This window comes from Janthinobacterium agaricidamnosum NBRC 102515 = DSM 9628, assembly GCF_000723165.1.
Taxonomy (GTDB): domain Bacteria; phylum Pseudomonadota; class Gammaproteobacteria; order Burkholderiales; family Burkholderiaceae_D; genus Janthinobacterium; species Janthinobacterium agaricidamnosum.
This window is the reverse complement of sequence record NZ_HG322949.1, coordinates 3,966,917-3,985,351: the sequence shown is the minus strand read 5'-3', so window position 1 is coordinate 3,985,351 and position 18,435 is coordinate 3,966,917. Positions and strand designations below refer to the sequence as shown.

The 18,435-nt window shown below is 61.7% G+C and carries 15 protein-coding genes; 11 read left to right on the top strand and 4 right to left on the bottom strand.

Going from position 1 to position 18,435, the window contains the following annotated elements; genetic code table 11:
- The first annotated feature begins 400 nt into the window (after window positions 1–400).
- The gene (locus GJA_RS17000; protein WP_081905463.1) at window positions 401–2,680 is read left to right on the top strand and encodes a cyanophycin metabolism-associated ABC transporter; all 2,280 of its coding nucleotides are present in this window, start codon (window positions 401–403) and stop codon (window positions 2,678–2,680) included.
- Window positions 2,681–2,682: 2 nt separating this feature from the next.
- Window positions 2,683–3,153: a cyanophycin metabolism-associated DUF1854 family protein gene (locus GJA_RS16995; protein ID WP_038494457.1), complete on the top strand. Its 471-nt coding sequence runs from the start codon at window positions 2,683–2,685 to the stop codon at window positions 3,151–3,153.
- A gap of 86 nt (window positions 3,154–3,239) precedes the next feature.
- Here the strand turns inward: GJA_RS16995 and GJA_RS16990 are convergent, their stop codons facing one another.
- Window positions 3,240–4,787, bottom strand: coding sequence for an AMP nucleosidase (locus GJA_RS16990; RefSeq protein ID WP_051781014.1), 1,548 nt, complete (start codon window positions 4,785–4,787; stop codon window positions 3,240–3,242).
- A 99-nt stretch (window positions 4,788–4,886) separates the two neighbouring features.
- Here GJA_RS16990 and GJA_RS16985 point away from each other — a divergent pair, with 99 nt between their 5' ends.
- From GJA_RS16985 to GJA_RS16970, 4 genes are read left to right on the top strand one after another with little or no spacing between them, the layout of a single operon-like run.
- Window positions 4,887–5,483, top strand: a complete 597-nt coding sequence (locus GJA_RS16985; protein ID WP_038494451.1) for a TetR/AcrR family transcriptional regulator — start codon at window positions 4,887–4,889, stop codon at window positions 5,481–5,483.
- 22 nt (window positions 5,484–5,505) lie between these two features.
- Entirely contained in the window at window positions 5,506–6,312 is an 807-nt protein-coding gene (gene map, locus GJA_RS16980; RefSeq protein WP_038494449.1) for a type I methionyl aminopeptidase, read from the top strand.
- A 25-nt stretch (window positions 6,313–6,337) separates the two neighbouring features.
- On the top strand, window positions 6,338–6,994 hold the full coding sequence (gene alkB / locus GJA_RS16975) for a DNA oxidative demethylase AlkB (RefSeq protein WP_038494446.1): 657 nt from the start codon (window positions 6,338–6,340) through the stop codon (window positions 6,992–6,994).
- A gap of 50 nt (window positions 6,995–7,044) precedes the next feature.
- On the top strand, window positions 7,045–7,671 hold the full coding sequence (locus tag GJA_RS16970) for an FABP family protein (protein ID WP_038494443.1): 627 nt from the start codon (window positions 7,045–7,047) through the stop codon (window positions 7,669–7,671).
- Window positions 7,672–7,694: 23 nt separating this feature from the next.
- Here GJA_RS16970 and GJA_RS16965 read toward each other — a convergent pair whose 3' ends face one another.
- Window positions 7,695–9,518: a hypothetical protein gene (locus tag GJA_RS16965; RefSeq protein WP_038494440.1), complete on the bottom strand. Its 1,824-nt coding sequence runs from the start codon at window positions 9,516–9,518 to the stop codon at window positions 7,695–7,697.
- Window positions 9,519–9,696: 178 nt separating this feature from the next.
- Window positions 9,697–10,473 carry an AraC family transcriptional regulator gene (locus GJA_RS16960; RefSeq protein ID WP_038494437.1) on the bottom strand — a complete coding sequence of 259 codons (777 nt, stop codon included), beginning with the start codon at window positions 10,471–10,473 and terminating at the stop codon, window positions 9,697–9,699.
- 94 nt (window positions 10,474–10,567) lie between these two features.
- Between GJA_RS16960 and GJA_RS16955 the strand changes: the two genes are divergently transcribed.
- Window positions 10,568–11,494: a DMT family transporter gene (locus GJA_RS16955; RefSeq protein ID WP_051781012.1), complete on the top strand. Its 927-nt coding sequence runs from the start codon at window positions 10,568–10,570 to the stop codon at window positions 11,492–11,494.
- Between the two features lie 102 nt (window positions 11,495–11,596).
- On the opposite strand, the gene GJA_RS16950 is transcribed toward GJA_RS16955, so the two are convergent.
- Complete coding sequence (locus GJA_RS16950) at window positions 11,597–12,109, bottom strand: GAF domain-containing protein (RefSeq protein ID WP_038494435.1); 513 nt, start codon at window positions 12,107–12,109, stop codon at window positions 11,597–11,599.
- Window positions 12,110–12,454: 345 nt separating this feature from the next.
- Between GJA_RS16950 and GJA_RS16945 the strand changes: the two genes are divergently transcribed.
- From GJA_RS16945 to GJA_RS16930, 4 genes are read left to right on the top strand one after another with little or no spacing between them, the layout of a single operon-like run.
- The gene (locus GJA_RS16945; RefSeq protein ID WP_144241709.1) at window positions 12,455–13,276 is read left to right on the top strand and encodes a CheR family methyltransferase; all 822 of its coding nucleotides are present in this window, start codon (window positions 12,455–12,457) and stop codon (window positions 13,274–13,276) included.
- A gap of 9 nt (window positions 13,277–13,285) precedes the next feature.
- Complete coding sequence (locus GJA_RS16940; protein WP_051781010.1) at window positions 13,286–13,909, top strand: chemotaxis protein CheB; 624 nt, start codon at window positions 13,286–13,288, stop codon at window positions 13,907–13,909.
- A gap of 11 nt (window positions 13,910–13,920) precedes the next feature.
- Window positions 13,921–15,033: a hybrid sensor histidine kinase/response regulator gene (locus tag GJA_RS16935; RefSeq protein ID WP_038494429.1), complete on the top strand. Its 1,113-nt coding sequence runs from the start codon at window positions 13,921–13,923 to the stop codon at window positions 15,031–15,033.
- On the top strand, window positions 15,030–18,416 hold the full coding sequence (locus tag GJA_RS16930; RefSeq protein WP_038494428.1) for a hybrid sensor histidine kinase/response regulator: 3,387 nt from the start codon (window positions 15,030–15,032) through the stop codon (window positions 18,414–18,416). The genes GJA_RS16935 and GJA_RS16930 overlap by 4 nt, the downstream gene beginning before the upstream one ends.
- Window positions 18,417–18,435 lie beyond the last annotated feature (19 nt).

Here is an 18,435-nt window from a genome sequence, read left to right as displayed (position 1 = left end):
GCACATGCCTTGCTGTAATGCATAGCAGCCGTTTGCCATATTGCCATGGCAAGCCGGCGATATTCTTATCTCTACCGCAACTTTTCAGCATTTTTTAACGATTGCGCGTAACCCTGCCATGCGGCGGCCAAAGCGGCTGTACGCCGCTAAAAATGCTGGAAAGGCCGGTTTTTTGCAGCGTATCATGTTGTATACTTGCACAAGCGCAGAGTATCTTGCCGATCCGCTGATTACCGGTTTGAATCCATTCGATACAATACAGTAATTGCCACTACCATGACATGGTGGCGAGCCCGGGCACTGTCCCGGTTTCACGCTCAGCATGGAATTTGCTTTCCCCTTTTTTCCCAGAATCCCTGCCCGTAAAGGGCGTGGCCTTGAGCCGGAGTATGCTTTTACGATGACAACTGAACAACTCGTTCCCACAACCACCCTGCCGCCTGCGGCGTTGACCTTGCCTGAAAGCTGGCGGGCCGAGGTCGAAAAAAAGCTGGCCTCAGGGGAGAACGTTTTAACTAGCGTTGAGGTTGACCTCGATGCGCGATTACGTTTCACAAAAGGATTAATCGTGGTCACCGAGCGCCGTTTGCTATCGCGCGCGCCGGGTGAAACGACCTGGAAGGACTGGTCTTACCGGCCTGGACTGTCGCTAAAACACCACGATCACGCCGGCGTCGGCCATCTGGAGTTGCTCGATGAGCAAGGCCGGCTGGCGTCCTGGCGCTTCACGCTGGGCCAGAACCTGCACGCAATCCGGGTGCTGGAGCAATTCCAGGAGCGGCTGACCAGCCATCTGACTGGCAAGCCAGTATTCGTTGCTGAGCAGGAAGTTTGTCCAAGTTGCAAGGCGCCGTTGGCCCCGGACCAGGAAGAATGCCCGATTTGCACCAAGGTGCTGCATACGCCGCCATCGACGTGGACGCTGTTCCGCCTGTGGCGCTTCGCCCATCCGTACCGGCTGCAGCTGGCGCTGGGTTTCACGCTGATGCTGCTGAGCACCGCCGCGCACCTGATTCCGCCCTACCTGACCAAGCCGTTGATGGACAATGTGCTGATTCCGTATCAAAACGGCCAGAAAATCGATCCATGGCTGGTGGTGATGTATATGGGCGGCCTGCTTGGTTCGGCAATGCTGGCCTGGCTGCTGGGCTGGTGGAAAACCTATATCCTGGCGATCGTGTCGGAACGCATGGGCGCCGATCTGCGTTCGGCGACCTATGAGCACTTGCTGAAACTGTCGCTGGAATTCTTTGGCGGCAAACGCACCGGCGACCTGATGTCGCGCATCGGCAGCGGCAGCGACCGCATCTGCGTGTTCCTGTCGCTGCATTTGCTCGACTTCGCCTCCGACGTGCTGATGATCATCATGACCGGCGTGATCTTGTGGAGCATGAACCCATGGCTGGCGGTGATGACGCTGGTGCCGCTGCCGTTCATCGCGTGGATGATCCACCTGGTGCGCGACCGCCTGCGCACCGGCTTTGAAAAGATCGACCGGGTCTGGAGCGAAGTGACCAACGTGCTGGCCGATACCATCCCCGGCATCCGCGTGGTAAAAGCGTTTGCGCAGGAAAAACGCGAAGCCGTGCGCTTTCGCGACGCCAACGCGCACAACCTGGCGGTCAACGACAAACTCAATAAAGTGTGGTCGCTGTTTTCGCCGACGGTCACCTTCCTGACCGAACTGGGCTTGCTGGTGATCTGGTGCTTCGGCATCTGGCAAGTGTCGAACGGCGACATCACCGTCGGCGTGCTGACCGCCTTCATCGCCTACAGCAGCCGTTTTTATGGCCGCCTCGATTCGATGAGCCGCATCGTTTCGGTGACCCAGAAATCGGCCTCGGCCGCCAAGCGCATCTTCGACATACTGGACCACGTATCGAGCGTGCCGGAACCGGCGCAGCCGGTCAGGCTGGACCAGGTCGAAGGCCGGATCGACTTGCGCGAAGTCGGTTTCCGTTACGGCAACCGGGCCGTCAACCGCGGCATTTCGCTGAACATCAAGGCGGGCGAGATGATCGGCCTGGTCGGCCACAGCGGTTCCGGCAAGAGCACGCTGGTCAACCTGATCTGCCGTTTCTACGACGTGTCGGAAGGCGCGATCCTGCTCGACGGCGTCGACATCCGCGCGTTCGCGGTGTCCGATTACCGGCGCAATATCGGCCTGGTGCTGCAAGAGCCGTTCCTGTTCTTCGGCACCATCGCCGAAAACATCGCCTACGGCAAACCGCATGCGACGCGCGAAGAAATCATCGCCTCGGCGCGCGCCGCGCACGCCCACGAATTCATCCTGCGCCTGCCGCAAGGCTACGATTCGATGGTCGGCGAACGCGGCCAGGGCTTGTCGGGCGGCGAGCGCCAACGGATCTCGATCGCGCGCGCCTTGCTGATCGACCCGCGCATCCTGATCATGGACGAAGCGACATCGTCGGTCGACTCGGAAACCGAGAAGGAAATCCAGAAAGCGCTGGACAACCTGGTGCAGGGCCGCACCACCATCGCCATCGCGCACCGCCTGTCCACCTTGCACCGCGCCGACCGGCTGGTGGTGCTGGACCGCGGCGAAGTGGTCGAGGTGGGCAGCCACGATGAATTGATGGCGCGCGAAGGCGCCTACTTCCGCCTCTACGAAGCGCAGGCGCGCAACGTCGACGTGGACCCGGACGACAAGGACGACTAAAGATGGCGACGACATTGTTTCAACTGACCCGCAACAGCTACGGCAAACTGATCTTGACGGCCGAAGACGGCCAGCTGCATGAAGGCGTGGCGCCGGTGCGTGCCTTCCCGATCCAGGCGCCGGACCAGGGCATTTCGCTGGTGCTGCAAGACGGCCGCGAAGTGGCGTGGATCGACGACATCGCCGACTTGCCGGAAGCGATACGGAGCTTGGTGACGGAAGAATTGGAAGGGCGCGAATTCATGCCCGAGATCCTGCATATCGCGAGCGTCAGCAGCTATGCGACGCCGTGCACCTGGCAGGTCAGGACCGACCGTGGCGACACCGGATTCGTGCTGAAGGGCGAAGAGGACATCCGCCGCATCGGCGCGGCGTCGCTGCTGGTGGCCGACAGCCATGGCATCCACTTCCTGGTGCGCGACATGTTCGGCATCGACAAGCACAGCCGCAAGATACTCGACCGTTTCTTGTAATAGCTGGCAGCCCAGGCTGATACCGGGGACAGGCCACGTTTTCCGGGCAATATTGCCCGGAAAACGTGACCTGTCTCCGGTTTTTCTTATTGGAACGCGACTTCGGCGAAACTGCGCAGTTTGCGGCTGTGCAGCTTGTCGACTCCCTGGCGGCGCAGCAGTTCCACCGCGCGGATGCCGATCCGCAGATGCTGGTCGACCCGTTCGCGGTAAAAGTGATTGGCCATGCCCGGCAGCTTGATTTCGCCATGCAGCGGTTTGTCGCTGACGCACAGCAAGGTGCCGTACGGCACGCGGAAGCGGAAGCCGTTGGCGGCGATGGTCGCGCTTTCCATGTCCAGCGCGATCGCGCGGCTTTGGCTGAAGCGGCGTTCCGGCGTGCGCTGCGGCAGCAATTCCCAGTTGCGGTTGTCGGTGCTGGCCACGGTGCCGGTACGCATGATGTGCTTCAGGTCGTAGCCGGTCAGCTGGGTGATTTCGGCCACCGCCGCTTCCAGCGCCAGCTGCACTTCGGCCAGCGGCGGGATCGGCACCCACAGCGGCAAGTCTTCGTCCAGCACATGGTCTTCGCGCACATACGCATGCGCCAGCACGTAGTCGCCCAGGCTCTGGGTGGTGCGCAGCCCGGCGCAATGGCCCAGCATCAGCCAGGCGTGCGGACGCAGCACGGCGATGTGGTCGGTGATGGTCTTGGCGTTGGCGGGACCGACGCCGATATTGACCATGGTGATGCCGCTGCCGTTGGCGCGCACCAGGTGGTAGGCCGGCATTTGCGGCAGCCGCGGCGGCGCCACGCCCAGCGCGTCGTCGGCTTCGGCGGTGTGGCCGATGCGCCGCGTGACGACGTTGCCCGGTTCGATGAAGGCGATATAGTCGTCGTCTTCGCTGGCCGCCAGCGGATCGGCCGGACGGTTCATCATTTCATGGCCGAGGCGCACGAATTCATCGATGTAGAACTGGTAGTTGGTGAACAGCACGAAGTTCTGGAAGTGCCGCGGCCCGGTGCCGCTGTAATGGCGCAGCCGCTGCAGCGAGTAATCGACGCGCGGGCCGGTGAACAACGCCAGCGGCTGCGCTTCGCCGGCCGCCAGTTCGTGGGTGCCGTTGGCGATGCCGTCGTCCATCGCCGACAGGTCCGGCAAGTCGAACATGTCGCGCATCGCCATGCGCCGCTCGGCCGTCATGCTGCCTTCGATATGGTCGTGTTCGGCGAATGAAAAATGCACCGGAATCGGCTGCGCGCTGACGCCGATTTCCAGCATTACTTTTTGTTCGCGGTTGTGGTTCTTCAGCAGCAGCGTGAATTGTTCGAGATAATAATCGGCGAACAGGTCGGGCCGGGTCAGCGTGGTTTCAAACACGCCGGGGCCGGCCACGAAGCCGTAAGCCAGCGGCGAATCGGCGCGCGCCACGGTGTCGGTCTGGATCCGCACGAAGGGGTAGCAGGCGCGTACCCGGCCGTTCGGATTTTCGCCGCCGACAAAACGCTGCAAGGCGTCGCGCAGGTGGTCGATGCTGCTCCGGTAGATTGCTTGTACCTGTTCAAGCGCGAGGCGCGGATCGTCGTAACGGGTGGAGGCGATGAAAGGTGGCGTATGCAATCGATAACTCCTGTGAGGGTTCGTGCATGTCATTGTAAGGCAGCCAAGGGTTTTGTGGGCCGCATCGCCGCGAAGTCGCCATGCCGCTTGTAGCTGCTTGACGGATGCAAATAGAATCTGTATTCTATTTGCATGGTCAGACTTGCCAAATTCAACGAAAACAACTTTATCGACAGCGCCATCGAGATCGCCGCCCAGTGCGGTTTCGCGGCGGTGTCGATGTCCGCCATCGCGGTCAAGGCCGGCGCGCCGATCGGTTCGGTGTATCACCGCTTCGATTCGCGCGGCGCGATCCTGGCGCGCGCGTGGCTGCGCGTCAAGGCCGACTTCCGCAGCGAAGTGGCCAGCCTGTGGGCGCGCGGCGACGGCGATACCTGGGCCGGCGTGCATGGCTTGCTGGACTGGTGCCGGCGCAAGCCGGTGTATGCGCGCTTCCTGCTGCAATGCGAAGACAGCCCCGATTTCAACGGCGCGCTGAGCGCCGAATTGACGGCCGCGCTGGAAGCCGAGCAGGCCGAACTCGACGCCTGTTTCGAGCGCTGCGTGGCCGCGATGCCGGGCCAGGCCGCGCACACCGGCAGCATGCTGCGCTTTGTATTGGTCGACGCGCCGGTGGCCATCGTCAAGCCTTACCTGACCCAGAACCAGCCGATACCGGCCAGCGCCGACGCCATGCTGCGCGCCTCGCACGACGCGGTATGCGGCTGGGCCACCCGAACTCCTCACTGAATTTCTCACTGAAAATATATCTATGCGCTATTCCACCCAGCTCGACCACGGCAAGAAAATCCCGCTGCACGATGAAGAAGGTTTTATCGGCATGCGCGCCGCCGGCCGCATCGCCGCTGACACGCTCGACTACATCACGCCGTACGTCAAGGCCGGCGTCTCGACCGCCAGGCTGGACCAGCTGTGCGAAGAATTCATGCGCGCCGCCGGCAGCATCCCGGCCACCATCGACTACCACGGCTACAAGCACGCCAGCTGCATCTCGGTCAATCACGTGGTCACGCATGGCATTCCGTCCGATACCAAGATCCTGAAAAACGGTGACATCGTCAACATCGACGTGACGCCGAAATTCAATGACTGGCACGGCGACACCAGCCGCACCTTTCAAGTGGGCGAGGTCTCGATCCTGGCCGCGCGGCTGGTCAGGACCGCCTATCAAGCGATGATGACCGGGATTAACACGGTGCGTCCCGGCGCCACGCTGGGCGACGTCGGCGCGGCGATCGAGGCGGTGGCGCGCGCGCAGGGTTTTTCATCGGTGCGCGATTTTTGCGGCCACGGCCTGGGCAAGGTGTTCCACGACGCGCCGCAAGTGCTGCATTACGGCCGCGCCGGCACCGGCATCGTGCTGGAACCGGGCATGATCTTCACCATCGAGCCGATGCTGAACGCCGGCAGTTTCCAGGTCAAGGTCCTGCCCGACAAATGGACCACGGTGACCAAGGACCGCTCGCTGTCGGCGCAATTCGAGCACTCGATCGCGGTGACCGAAACGGGCTTCGAGATTTTCACCTTGTCGGCCTTGCCGCAAGCCGTCGCCGCCTGATTGGTTTGTTCTGCCTGCCAGGCCGATGAATTACGACTTGTTCGATTTTTCCGAGGAAGCGGCGCCGCCCGCGCGTGAGCCGCTGAGCGAGGCGGCGTACGTGCTGCGCGCTTTCGCGGCGCCGTATGCGGCGCGGCTGATGCCGGCCATCGACGAGATCGTCGCGGCGGCGCCGTTGCGCCACATGGTCACGCCGGGCGGTTTCCGCATGTCGGTGGCGCTGACCAATTGCGGTGCGCTGGGCTGGACCAGCGACCGGCGCGGCTACCGCTACAGCAGCACCGATCCCGCATCCGGCCAGCCGTGGCCGGCCATGCCGGCGCTGTTCCTGGAACTGGCGCAAGCGGCGGCGGCGGAGGCCGGTTTCGCCGCTTTCACGCCGGACGCCTGCCTGATCAACCGCTACGGAGCGGGCGCCAAAATGACGCTGCACCAGGACAAGGACGAACACGATTTCAACGCACCGATCGTCTCGGTGTCGCTCGGCATCCCGGCAATGTTCCTGTTCGGCGGTTTCGCGCGCAGCGACAAGACGCTCAAGGTGCCGCTGTTCCATGGCGACGTGGTGGTGTGGGGCGGCCCGGACCGCCTGCGTTATCACGGCATCTTGCCGATTAAGGAAGAGAGGCATGCGCTGACCGGCGACAGCCGCATCAATTTCACTTTCCGCAAAGCGGGCTGAGGTTCTACAATTCGGGGAGCACCTTTGCTTCCCACCACCCTGAGCCCCGCATGAGCGAATTTTCCGAAGATATTTATACCGAACCGTCAGTCGATGTCGATACCCTGGCCAACCTTGGCCCGCTGACCGGCATGGCCGGCATCTGGACCGGCACGCGCGGCCTCGACGTCAAGCCGAAAGCCGACGGCCCGCGCAAGCAGGCGTTTGTCGAACGCATCGAATTGCAGCCGATCGATCCGGTGACCAATGGCCCGCAACTGTTTTACGGCTTGCGCTATTACATACACATCACCAAGCCGGACCAGCTCAAGACTTACCATGAACAAGTCGGCTACTGGCTGTGGGAGCCGGCCACCGGCGCCATCATCCAGACGCTGGCGATACCGCGCGGCCAGATCGCCATGGCGTCCTGCATCGCGGCGCCGGACGCGACCAGTTTCGAGCTGGTGGCACAACGCGAATCGACCAGTTACGGCATTTGCTCGAACCCGTTCCTGGAACATGCGTTCACCACCACCGAATACCGCATCAAGGTCGATATCCACGCCGATGGCACCTGGCAATATGAAGAAGATACGGTGATGCAAATTCGCGGCAAGGATGAGCCGTTTCACCATATCGACCGTAATCTGTTGACCAGGATCGCCGCACCGACGCCGAATCCATTGGCGCGTTGATGTTGGCGCGCCGGCCGGCGCGCTTAGCGGATGATGTTTGTCGCCGCCTTGGCCGGCGCGAACGGGCCGCGCTCGGGCAGCAGGTGGCCGGCCGCCAGCACGGCGGCAATCGCCGGTCCCAGCACCAGCGCGTGGGCCAGGCGGTTGCGTTTTCCCTTGCCGGCAATCGCGATGGCGCGGTCGACCTGGCGCCGGCTGCCGAGCGCGCCGGTCAGCACGCCGCGCACCCGTCTGCCGAATACCGGCAAGCCGGCGCCGGCCGCCAGCACGCCGGCCACGGCCGCCGGCAGCGCGCCGCTGAACAGGAAGGCGAGCAGCGCCACGGCCAGCGCGGCCAGTGCATTCTTCCACCAGAACTGCTTGGCCAGCCGGGTGTAGATGTGGCGCAGCGCGCCCAGCATGCAGCTGCGCAACTGCTGCGCGTATTCCGGCGACACCACGTCGGGATGGGCGTGCGCCGCTACGCCGTCGAGCACCGATTCGATCACCTCGCCATTCAGTTCGGACGCGGCGACGTCGCGCAGCGGCAGCAGCAGGCGGTCGATGTCGGAGGCAAAAAAACCGCCGTCGGCGCTATGGTTCAGCGCATTGCCGAGCGCTTGCAAGTCTCCCTGCAGCAGCTTTTCGACGATATCGTCCAAGCTCAGCCAGCGCAGGTCCGCGCCATACGCGACGATGTGGTGGCTGGCGCCATTGCACGATGCCTGCAGCCGCACGATGCGCAGCTTGCCCTGGTAGCGCGCATCGATGCGCTGCGGGAAGGCGGGATCGTCCAGCGCGATCTTGCCGAGCGTGAGTGACTGGGACAGCGCGGCGATGGCATGCGGATCGTGCTTGTCGACAATTGCGCGGCTGTCGTCATCGGCCTGTTCCGGCAATGCCACGCTGTAGGCCGGCGTGGCGTAGACATCGACCCAGGCGGCCGTGCCGCGTTTGCCGGAACCTTTGCACGGGCCGCAGGTGATATCGCCGCGGCCGCTGCAAGTGCGGCATGTGATATTGCCGGATGCATTGCAAGTGACGCAATGGATGTTGCCGGAGCCTGAGCAAGTATGACAAGTGATCTTGCCATGGGAGCAGGAATGGCAATGGACTTGCCGGGTGCCATGGACCATCCGCGATTCCTTGCGGTAAGTCGTGTGCGCGCTGCCGTTTTGGTAGGTCACCACCGGCACTTGTTCGGTCACGTATTCGCTGGCCGATTCGTGTGCCTGGCCGCTGCCGCCGCAGGCCGGGCAATTGATCTTGCCGGTGCCGCAACAATTGTAGGCGCTGCATAGGACGCTGCGCCCGCCCTGGCAGGCGTCGCAGGTTTCGGATTTGCGGCCGCGGCAGTGGTGGCAAGTGCTGCTGCCGTCGCCGCCGCAGCCGCCGCAAGTGTCCAGGTGCCAGTGCTTGCCGGCGTGCGGCAAGTACAGGCCGGCCTGGATTTCATCGTGCGGGGTGTCCAGCGCACGCAAATGGCTTTCCATGCTGTTGGCGGCCAATAACAGGCGCGGCTTGCTCAAGGCCCGGGCCGCCGCCTCGACTTCCTCGGCGTAATCGCAGGATCGGTCGGCCGCGCCACGGTCGAAAAAACCATTGATGACGCGGCTTTCGAAATGCGCTTCCAGGCTGTAGCTGGCCAGCAAGGTGTAGTCTTGAAGCGTATCGGTTTCCGCGATCGCCTGGATATCTTCCGGCGCGAAACGGGTCTTGTCCTGCACCAGTTTGCGGACCTTGTCGAGCACCGCAATGGCGCGCGGCTGGTCCGGGTTCACGGCGGGCGCCGCCGGTCCCGTGGCGTCGAGTCCAGGCAAGGCGGGCGTGCTGGTGGCATCGATGTCGAGCAGCGGCAGTTGATTCATGCTTGTTTCCCAGGACGTTATGGACGATGACAGACGATTAAGGACGACGGCGGAATACGGACGGCACCAGCGCGGAAGGCGGCTTCAGCAATAATTTTATCACCGGGAATGCGCTAAAAAATTACCAAAATGAAATATTTATTTGCCGTTTCAGTGAGGATTCCTTGGCATTTTTGTGCTAGCGCAAGCCGCGCCGGAACTGGTCCGGCGTGCTGCCGCTCTGGCGCCGGAACATGGCGATGAAGGCCGACGAGGTGCTGTAGCCGAGGTCGAGCGCGATGCTGTGCACCGGCTGGCCCTGTTCCAGCAAGGGCAGCGCCGCCAGGAAACGCTGGCGCTGGCGCCATTCGCCAAAACTGATGCCTAATTCGCGCTGGCAACGGCGCGCCAGCGTGCGTTCGGTGATGTGCAATAAATGCGCCCAGTCGGCCAGCGGACGGTTGTCGCTCAAGTCTTGCTGTAGATAAGTCAGCAAGTTCGACAGCACTGGGTCTTGCGTGCCCGGCAAGTAATTACTGCTGTGCGGGGCGATGATCAACTGGTCGACCAGTACTTGCGCCAGGCGCTTGTCGGCCGGGGTTGCCGGCGTCATCACATGGCGTTCGGCGAAATCGGCCAGTATCGCCTTCAGCAGGGGGCTCATCACCAGCGCGCAGGGTTCGGCCGGCAAGTCGCGGCACAGCGCCGTGGCGATGTAAGCCGAGTGGTAAATCACCGGCTGGCGGATGTGGCCGTCGTGCGGCGTATCGGGCGGTATCCACAGCGCATATTGCGGCGGCGACAGGTAGCGCTGCCCGGCCACCGTGATTTCCATCACGCCAGTCGCGCAATAGTTCAGTTGGCCCCACTGATGGCGATGGGTGATGTATTGCTGGTCGGGGGCATAATCTTCGATGCGGAAGTAGACTTCGTAGGGAAGTTCGGAAAATTGCGGGGGATGCAGTTTGGTCGCCATATTGTCCTGGAACGCGCATGTTATGTCTGTTTTGGATTATATCCATACAAACAGACCATGGGACAATGCTGTCATTCCAGTCGCAAAGGCCGTCATGACCAGCAACGCATCTTCCCCCTCACTCAAACACTATATCTTCCCGGTGGTCGCGGTCCTGATCTGGGCCATCAATACCATCGTCAACAAGATGGCGGTCGGTATCATCGAGCCGGCGGCGATTGCCTTTTACCGCTGGCTGCTGGCCGGCTGTTTGCTGGCCGCCATTTTTGGCAAGTCGGCGTGGCAACAGCGGACCGTGATCCGCGTGTATTTGCCGAAGCTGTTTGTGCTCGGCATGCTGGGCATGGTCATGTACCAATGCCTGGCGTATATCGCTGCGCAAACCACCAGCGCCACCAATATGGGCATCCTGGTGTCGTTGATGCCGCTGCTGGCGGTTGGCCTGAGTGTGATCTTGCTGGGCGAGGCGGCCACCCAGGGCGCTGTGTTCGGCGGCATGTTGTCGCTGCTGGGCTTGGCTTACCTGCTCAGTCACGGCCATCCGGCGACGCTGCTGTCGCATGGCATGGCGGCCGGCGACGGCCTGATGCTGCTGGCTTGTTTGTCGTACGCGGCATATGGCGTGTTGCTGAAACGCTGGAAAATTCCGCTCAATAACTGGCATTCGCTGCTGATCCAGGTGTGGAGCGCGGTGCCGGTCTTATTCATTTATTATATGAGCCAGTCGGCGCCGCCGCTGACGGCGGGCGGCTTGCCGCTGGTCTTGTTTGCCGGCATACCGGCATCCTTCATTGCGCCGTTTTTATGGATGCATGGGGTCGGCAAGCTGGGGCCGAGCAAGACCACCACGCTGATGAACTTGCTGCCAGTATTTACGGTGATCATCGCCGTGCTGTTCCTTGGCGAACCGTTGCACGCCTACCATCTGATCGGCGGCGGGGTGACCTTGCTGGGCGTGGTGCTGGTACAGTATTTGAAGCAGCCGTTGCGGCGTGCACCAGTCGCCGGCAGGCAAATGTAAACAGACGGAACGCACGCGCAAAACAGCGGTGTCCCAGCCGGCCTCACCAGTTGCCTGGTTGCGGTCGGCAAGGGCTGGTTTATTGCGGTCAAGAACCGTTAATCACGCTTGTACACCGATGCTTTGTTCCAGCACCTTGACCAGCGATTCGACGCCTTCCCGGTCGGATTCGTCGAAACGGCTGATCAATGGGCTGTCCAGGTCGAACACGCCGACGATCTGGCCGTTGCAAAATACCGGTACCACCAGCTCCGAGCGCGAGTTGACGTCGCAGGCGATGTGGCCGGGGAAGGCGTGCACGTCCTGCACGACAATCGACTGGCCTTCGACCACGGTGGTGCCGCACACGCCGCGGCCTTTCTTGATGCGGATGCAAGCCGGCTTGCCCTGGAACGGTCCGAGCACCAGTTCATCGCCCTTCAAGAAGTAAAACCCGGCCCAGTTCAAACCCGGCATGGTATGGAAGACCAGCGAGCTGAAGTTGGCGGTATTGGCGATGAAATCGCTTTCGCCGGCCAGCAAGCCTTGTAATTGCGAACGCAGGTCGGCGTACATGGCCAGTTTGGCTTGTGCAGTGTCGGTGCGGTAGGCGGTATCGCTGATGGTAAAGGTCATGGCGGCAGTCTGCTTAAAATCGGTAAGCCGCTATGGTAGCGCGTCTGGACCAATCGCGCACAGCCGGCTCATCGGGGTAATCGGTGGCGCATGTCGATGAAGGCCCGGCGCAGCGGCACGCCATCGATAGTGCTTTTCCATTGGGAATCGCGGCGGGCCGGCGCTACACTGCAGAAGGCATGCAGCGGATGTATGTCCAATGACAATAGTTTCCATCGGGAGTCACTCTTTCTAGCGTGCGCGGAACACAGCATTAAAGCTGGTAGCATCGATGCATGATTGATACGAACCTGCCTTGTGCATGGGCGCAAGCGAGGTTGTTTCATGTGAGGGAGCGTGTCGGAAGTGCTAGTGGACAATGTTTTCGATATCGAATTGAAGCTATTGCTGGAAGGGATATTGCTGAGATACCAGCATGACTTCCGCAATTATTCCATCGCTTCGCTGCGCCGCCGGATACGCCAGGCGATGGAAAAGTTTTCCTGCGCCAGCGTGTCGCAGTTGCAGGACCGCATTTTGCATGAACCGGCCGTATTTGCGCAGATGCTGCAATATTTCACCGTGCAAGTCAGCGAAATGTTCCGCGACCCGGCCTATTTCCGCGCCTTGCGCGACAAGGTCGTACCGGTCTTGTATACCTATCCGTCGATCAAGATCTGGGTCGCCGGTTGCAGCAGCGGCGAAGAAGTCTGGTCGCTGGCGATCATGCTGGAAGAAGAGGGACTGCTGGAGCGCAGCATGATCTATGCGACCGACATCAACCCGGAAGCGCTGGCAATCGCCGAAGCCGGCATCTACCCGATCGAACGGATTGCCCAGTTCAGCAATAATTACCAGTTGGCGGGCGGCCGGAAATCGCTGTCCGACTACTACACCGCCGCCTACAGCAATGCGATCTTCGAGCGCCGTTTGCGGCGCCAGTTCGTGTTCGCCGACCACAGCCTGGCGACCGACAGTGTATTTTCCGAAGTGCACCTGGTGTCTTGCCGCAACGTCATGATTTATTTCAACCGTGAATTGCAAGACCGCGCCACCGGCTTGTTCCATGAGGCGCTGGTGAATCGGGGTTTCCTCGGCCTGGGCTTGCGCGAGAGTTTGCGTTTCACCAGCCATGCCGAAGCGTTCCACGAGTTTGCCATTCCGGAAAAAATTTACCAGCGAGTATGAAGGGCCAGCATGCAGACCATCTTGCCGCCGCGCGCCGACAGACTGACCGGGACCATCCGCCTGGTCGCGATCGGCGCGTCGGCTGGCGGCGTCGAGGCGCTGGGCATCTTGCTGCGCGCGATACCCGCTAATTGTCCAGCCGCATTTGTGGTGGTGCTGCATATGGCGCCGGACCGTTCCAGCCGCTTGCCGCAGCTGTATGCGCAGCGCTGCCAGTTGCGCCTGAAAGAAGCGGAAGACAAGGAGGCGGTACTGGCCGGCACGGTGTATTTCGCGGTGGCCGACTATCATTTGCAGATCGAGCCGGAGCGGACCTTTTCACTCTCGCTCGACGCGGCTGTAAATTATTCTCGTCCGGCAATTGATGTTTTATTTGAATCGGCAGCTTATACTTACGGCAAGGAAATGCTGGGCATCATATTAACCGGTGCTTCCGCCGATGGCGCGGCGGGCCTGGCGACGGTGCGGCAATGCGGCGGACACGCCTGGGTGCAGGATCCGGCGCAGGCGCTGGCCGGCATCATGCCGGCCGCCGCGTTGAAGCTGGCGGGCGCCGACAGGGTATGGGATGTACATCAAATGGCAGCGGCTTTGGCCGGTTTTACAGGCGTTGGCAGTATTTCACCGGAATAAATGACCGAGTCGTGACCTCACTTACATCTTCTCCCATCCATATTCTTGTCGTCGATGACGTCGAGCAAAATCTGACGGCGGCCGAAGCGCTGCTGCTGCGGCCCGGCATCGTCGTGCTGAAAGCGTCATCCGGCGCGGCGGCGCTGGAAATGCTGCTGGTGCATGAGGTCGCGCTGGCGCTGATCGATGTGCAAATGCCGGGCATGGACGGTTTTGAACTGGCCGAGCTGATACGCGGCAGCGAACGCACCCGTACGATCCCGCTGATTTTCCTGACCGCCGCCACCCGCGAAGCGGCTTTCAGCTTTCGCGGTTATGAGGCGGGCGCCGTCGATTTCCTGTTCAAGCCGGTCGATGGCAAAGCGTTGATCAGCAAGGTCCATGTATTTGTCGAGCTCTACCAGCAAAAGAAACTGTTGTCGCAACAACTAGCGGAACTGAAACACGCCCTGCATTTGAATGAAATGTTTACCGCCGTGCTGGGCCACGATTTGCGCACCCCGCTGTCGGTGGTGATGAATGGCGCGACGCTGTTGCCGATGATGACGGACCAGCCGAAAGTGGTGGCCACGGCGGCGCGTATCGAAGCCAGCGCCAGGCGCATGGCGCGCATGGTCAATCAATTGCTGGACCTGGCGCGGATTCGTTACGGCACCATGCAGCTGAATGTCGCGCAGCATGATTATGCCGCGCTGTGCCGCGCCGCCGCCGAAGAGTTCGAGCAGGCCGGCAAGCCGTCGCTGATTGCCTTGTCTGTCAGCGGCGATGTCGGCGGAGAAGTCGACGCCGGCCTGTTTTCGCAGGTGGTGTCGAACTTGCTGTGCAATGCCTTGAGCCATGGCCAGCCCGGTGCGCCGGTGCAATTGAACCTCAACGGCAGCGCGGCCGACAACATCGCAGTAACCGTCCGCAATCTTGGCGTGATTCCGCCAGCAGTGTTGCCGTTTATTTTCGAGCCGTTCCACCAGGGCGACGACAGCCGCAAATCGTCGCAGGGGCTGGGACTGGGCTTGTACACCGTCAGCATGTTCGTCAAGGCCCATGGCGGCACGGTGGCCGTGACCTCGGCCGAACCGCAAGGCACCGTGTTTACCATCGTTTTGCCGCGAAAGGTCAGCCTATGAGCGTCGATCGTACCGCTTACCTGCCGCCCGGCGGCGGCGCCAGCGGCGACTTGCTGCGCAGTCTGGACTGGTCGGCCACCAGCCTGGGGCCGATCGGGCAGTGGCCGCAATCGCTGCGCACCAGTACCGAGATCGTGCTTAATTCACCGATCGCGATGGTGCTGATGTGGGGGCCGCAACATGTGATGCTGTACAACGATGAATATGCCGTCATTGCCGGCGCCAAGCATCCGGCGGCGATGGGCGGCACGGTGGAGGAAATCTGGCCGGAAGTCTGGGCCTGGAACCGGAATATCCTGGAAACGGGATTTCGCGGCGAATCCCAGGTTCATCATGAAAACATGTTCCTGCTGTCGCGCCATGGCGTGCCGGAGACGGTATGGCTGGACTTGTTTTATACGCCGGTCTACGATGAACGCGGTCTGGTGGCCGGCGTGCTGTGCACGGTGATAGAAGTCACGGCCAGGGTGCTACAGAACCGCAAATTGCAGGCGGCGACGCAAGAGCTGGCGTTCTTGAACAGCAGTTTGTCGCATGAGGCGCAAGCGGTGCTGGCCGCCAATCGGCGTCTGAGCCGGGAGGGGGCGTTGCTGCGCGCACTGTTCGAACAATCGCCGAGTTTCATGGCGGTGTTGCGTGGCCCGCAACATGTATTCGAACTGGCCAATCAGCCGTATCTGCAATTGATCGGCGAGCGCGACATTATCGACAAGCCGATCGAGCAAGCCTTGCCGGAAGTGAAACAGCAAGGTTTCATCGATTTGCTCGACAGCGTGTATCACGGCGGCGAGGCGTTCGTCGGCCGCCAGTTGCGGGTCGAATTGTTGCGCAATGGGAGCGGCGAGCTGGTGCCGCGCCACATCGATTTTGTGTACCAGCCGATCCGCGACGAGCATGGGCAAGTGTCGGGCGTGTTTGTCGAGGGGGTCGACGTCACTGAACGGATGGATGCCGAAGAGCGCTTGCGCATCGCGCAGCAAGCGGGCGGCATCGGCAGTTTTGAATGGTTTCCGGAAACCGGCGAGCTGGTGGTGTCGAGCACCTTCCGCCGCATCTGGGGCTTGCAAGACGGACAGCCGATCAATTCCAGCGTGCTGGTCGGGATGGTCGATGAACGCGACCGGCCCAATGTCGGCCCGGTCTTGCTGGAGCAAAAACACAATCCGCTGGCCTATGTCGAATACCGCATCCGCCGTCCGGACACTGGTCAATTGCGCTGGATCGCGCGCCAGGGCGAGGTAGTGGAAGGCTTGACGCCGGGCCAGCGGCGCTATGTCGGCGTATCGTTCGACATTACCGAGCGCAAATTGATCGAGCAGGCGTTGCATGAAAGCCAGGAGCGGCTGGCGGCGATTTTCGGCCAGGCCTCGGTCGGCTTGTCGGAGCTGAGCCTCGATGGCCGTTTCCAGCGCGTCAACGGGGCCTTGTGCGCGATGCTGGGCAGGGCGCCGGAACAGTTGCTGCAACTGAATATGAACGATATCTTGCATCCGGCCGATGTCGACGGCAACAAGCTGATGTTCCAGCGCCTGGCCGATACCGGCGCCTCGTTCACGCTGGAAAAACGCTACCTGAAACCGGATGGTTCGTATGTGTGGGTGTCGAGCAATGTCAGCCGCCTGGTCGATGAAGCGGGCCAGCCGCAAGCGTTTATTGCGGTCAAGACCGATATCACCGAGCGGCGCCGCATCGAGCGCGCGCTGCATGAATTGAACGATACGCTGGAGCACCGCGTCGAGCAGGAGGTCAGCGAGCGTACCAAGGCCGAAGACGCGTTGCGCCAGGCGCAAAAGATGGAGGCGGTAGGGCAATTGACTGGCGGTATCGCGCACGATTTTAATAATGTGCTACAAATTATTTCCGGTAATTTGCACTTGCTGTACCAATTGGCGATGCAGGACAGCATCACCCGCCAGCGCCTGGAAACGGCGATCGCGGCGGTCGAACGGGGCGCCAAGCTGTCGTCGCATTTGCTGGCGTTCGCGCGGCGCCAGCCGTTGCAGCCGGTGGTCTCCGACCTGGGCCGCATCGTGCGCAACATGGATGCCTTGCTGCGCCGCGCCTTGGGCGAGGCGATCGAGATCGCCATCATCGGCGGCGGCGGGTTGTGGAATACGCTGGTCGACCGCAGCCAGATTGAAAATGTGATCCTGAACCTGGCCATCAATGCGCGCGATGCGATGGATGGGGCCGGCAAGCTGACCATCGAACTGGGCAACGTGCTGCTGGACGAGCAATATGTGATGAACCTGGTCGATGTGCCGTCAGGGCAATATGTGATGCTGTCGGTCACCGATACCGGGCGCGGCATGTCGGGCGAGGTGTTGCAGCGCGCCTTCGAGCCGTTTTTTACCACCAAGCCGGAAGGCGAGGGCACTGGGCTGGGCTTGTCGATGGCCTATGGTTTTGTCACGCAAAGCCGCGGCCATATCCGCATCTACAGTGAACCGGGGCTGGGCACCGGTGTCAAAATTTATTTGCCCCGTTCGTTGATGGCGGAAGTCGAAGACCAGGCGCCATCGAGCAGCCTGGTGACCGGCGGCAGCGAAACCATCCTGGTGGTCGAGGATGACCCGGGCGTGCGTTCGACCGTGGTCGACATGCTGACCGCGCTCGGTTACAGGGTGCTGAAGGCGGAAGATGGCGAAAGCGCGCTGGTGGTGCTGCAGAGCGGCGTCGAGATCGATGTGTTGTTTACCGATGTGATCATGCCGGGCCAGGTGCGCAGTCCCGACATGGCGCGCCGCGCGCGCGAATTGCAGCCCGATATCGCGGTGTTATTTACTTCCGGCTATCCGCAAAACGCCATCGTGCATGGCGGCCGGCTCGACGAAGGAGTGGAATTGCTCAGCAAGCCTTATCGGCGCGAAGAATTGGCGCACAAACTGCGGCTGGTGCTGGCCAGCCGCCAGCAGCAAAGGTATGCGCGCCAGTTGGCCGCCTCATCGAGCGGAGCGCGGCTGGCGGGACCGGACAGCGTCGCCAGTGTCGATTTGACCGGCGAGGCGGCGGCCGGATCGCCAGCCGGCGCCACGCCGGCCTCGCTGAAAATCCTGGTGGTCGAAGACAATCTCGATTCGCAAATGATGGTGTGCGAACTGGTCGGCATGCTGGGCCATGCGGTGACCGGCGTCGCCGACGGCGAGGCGGCCTGGGATTTGATGAACCAGCAGCATTTCGACGTATTGTTTACCGATGTCAGCTTGCCCGGCATGTCCGGCATCGCGCTGGCCCGGCTGGTGCTGCGCGACAAGCCGGCCACGCGGATTATTTTTTCGACCGGTTATGGCAGGGAGGCCATGGATGAGCTGGGCTTTTCCGCCAGCGTGTTGCGCAAGCCGTATGATCTGGCAGAGTTGAAAACGGCACTCGATAATCATTGATATCCTTGCTTCCACTCAC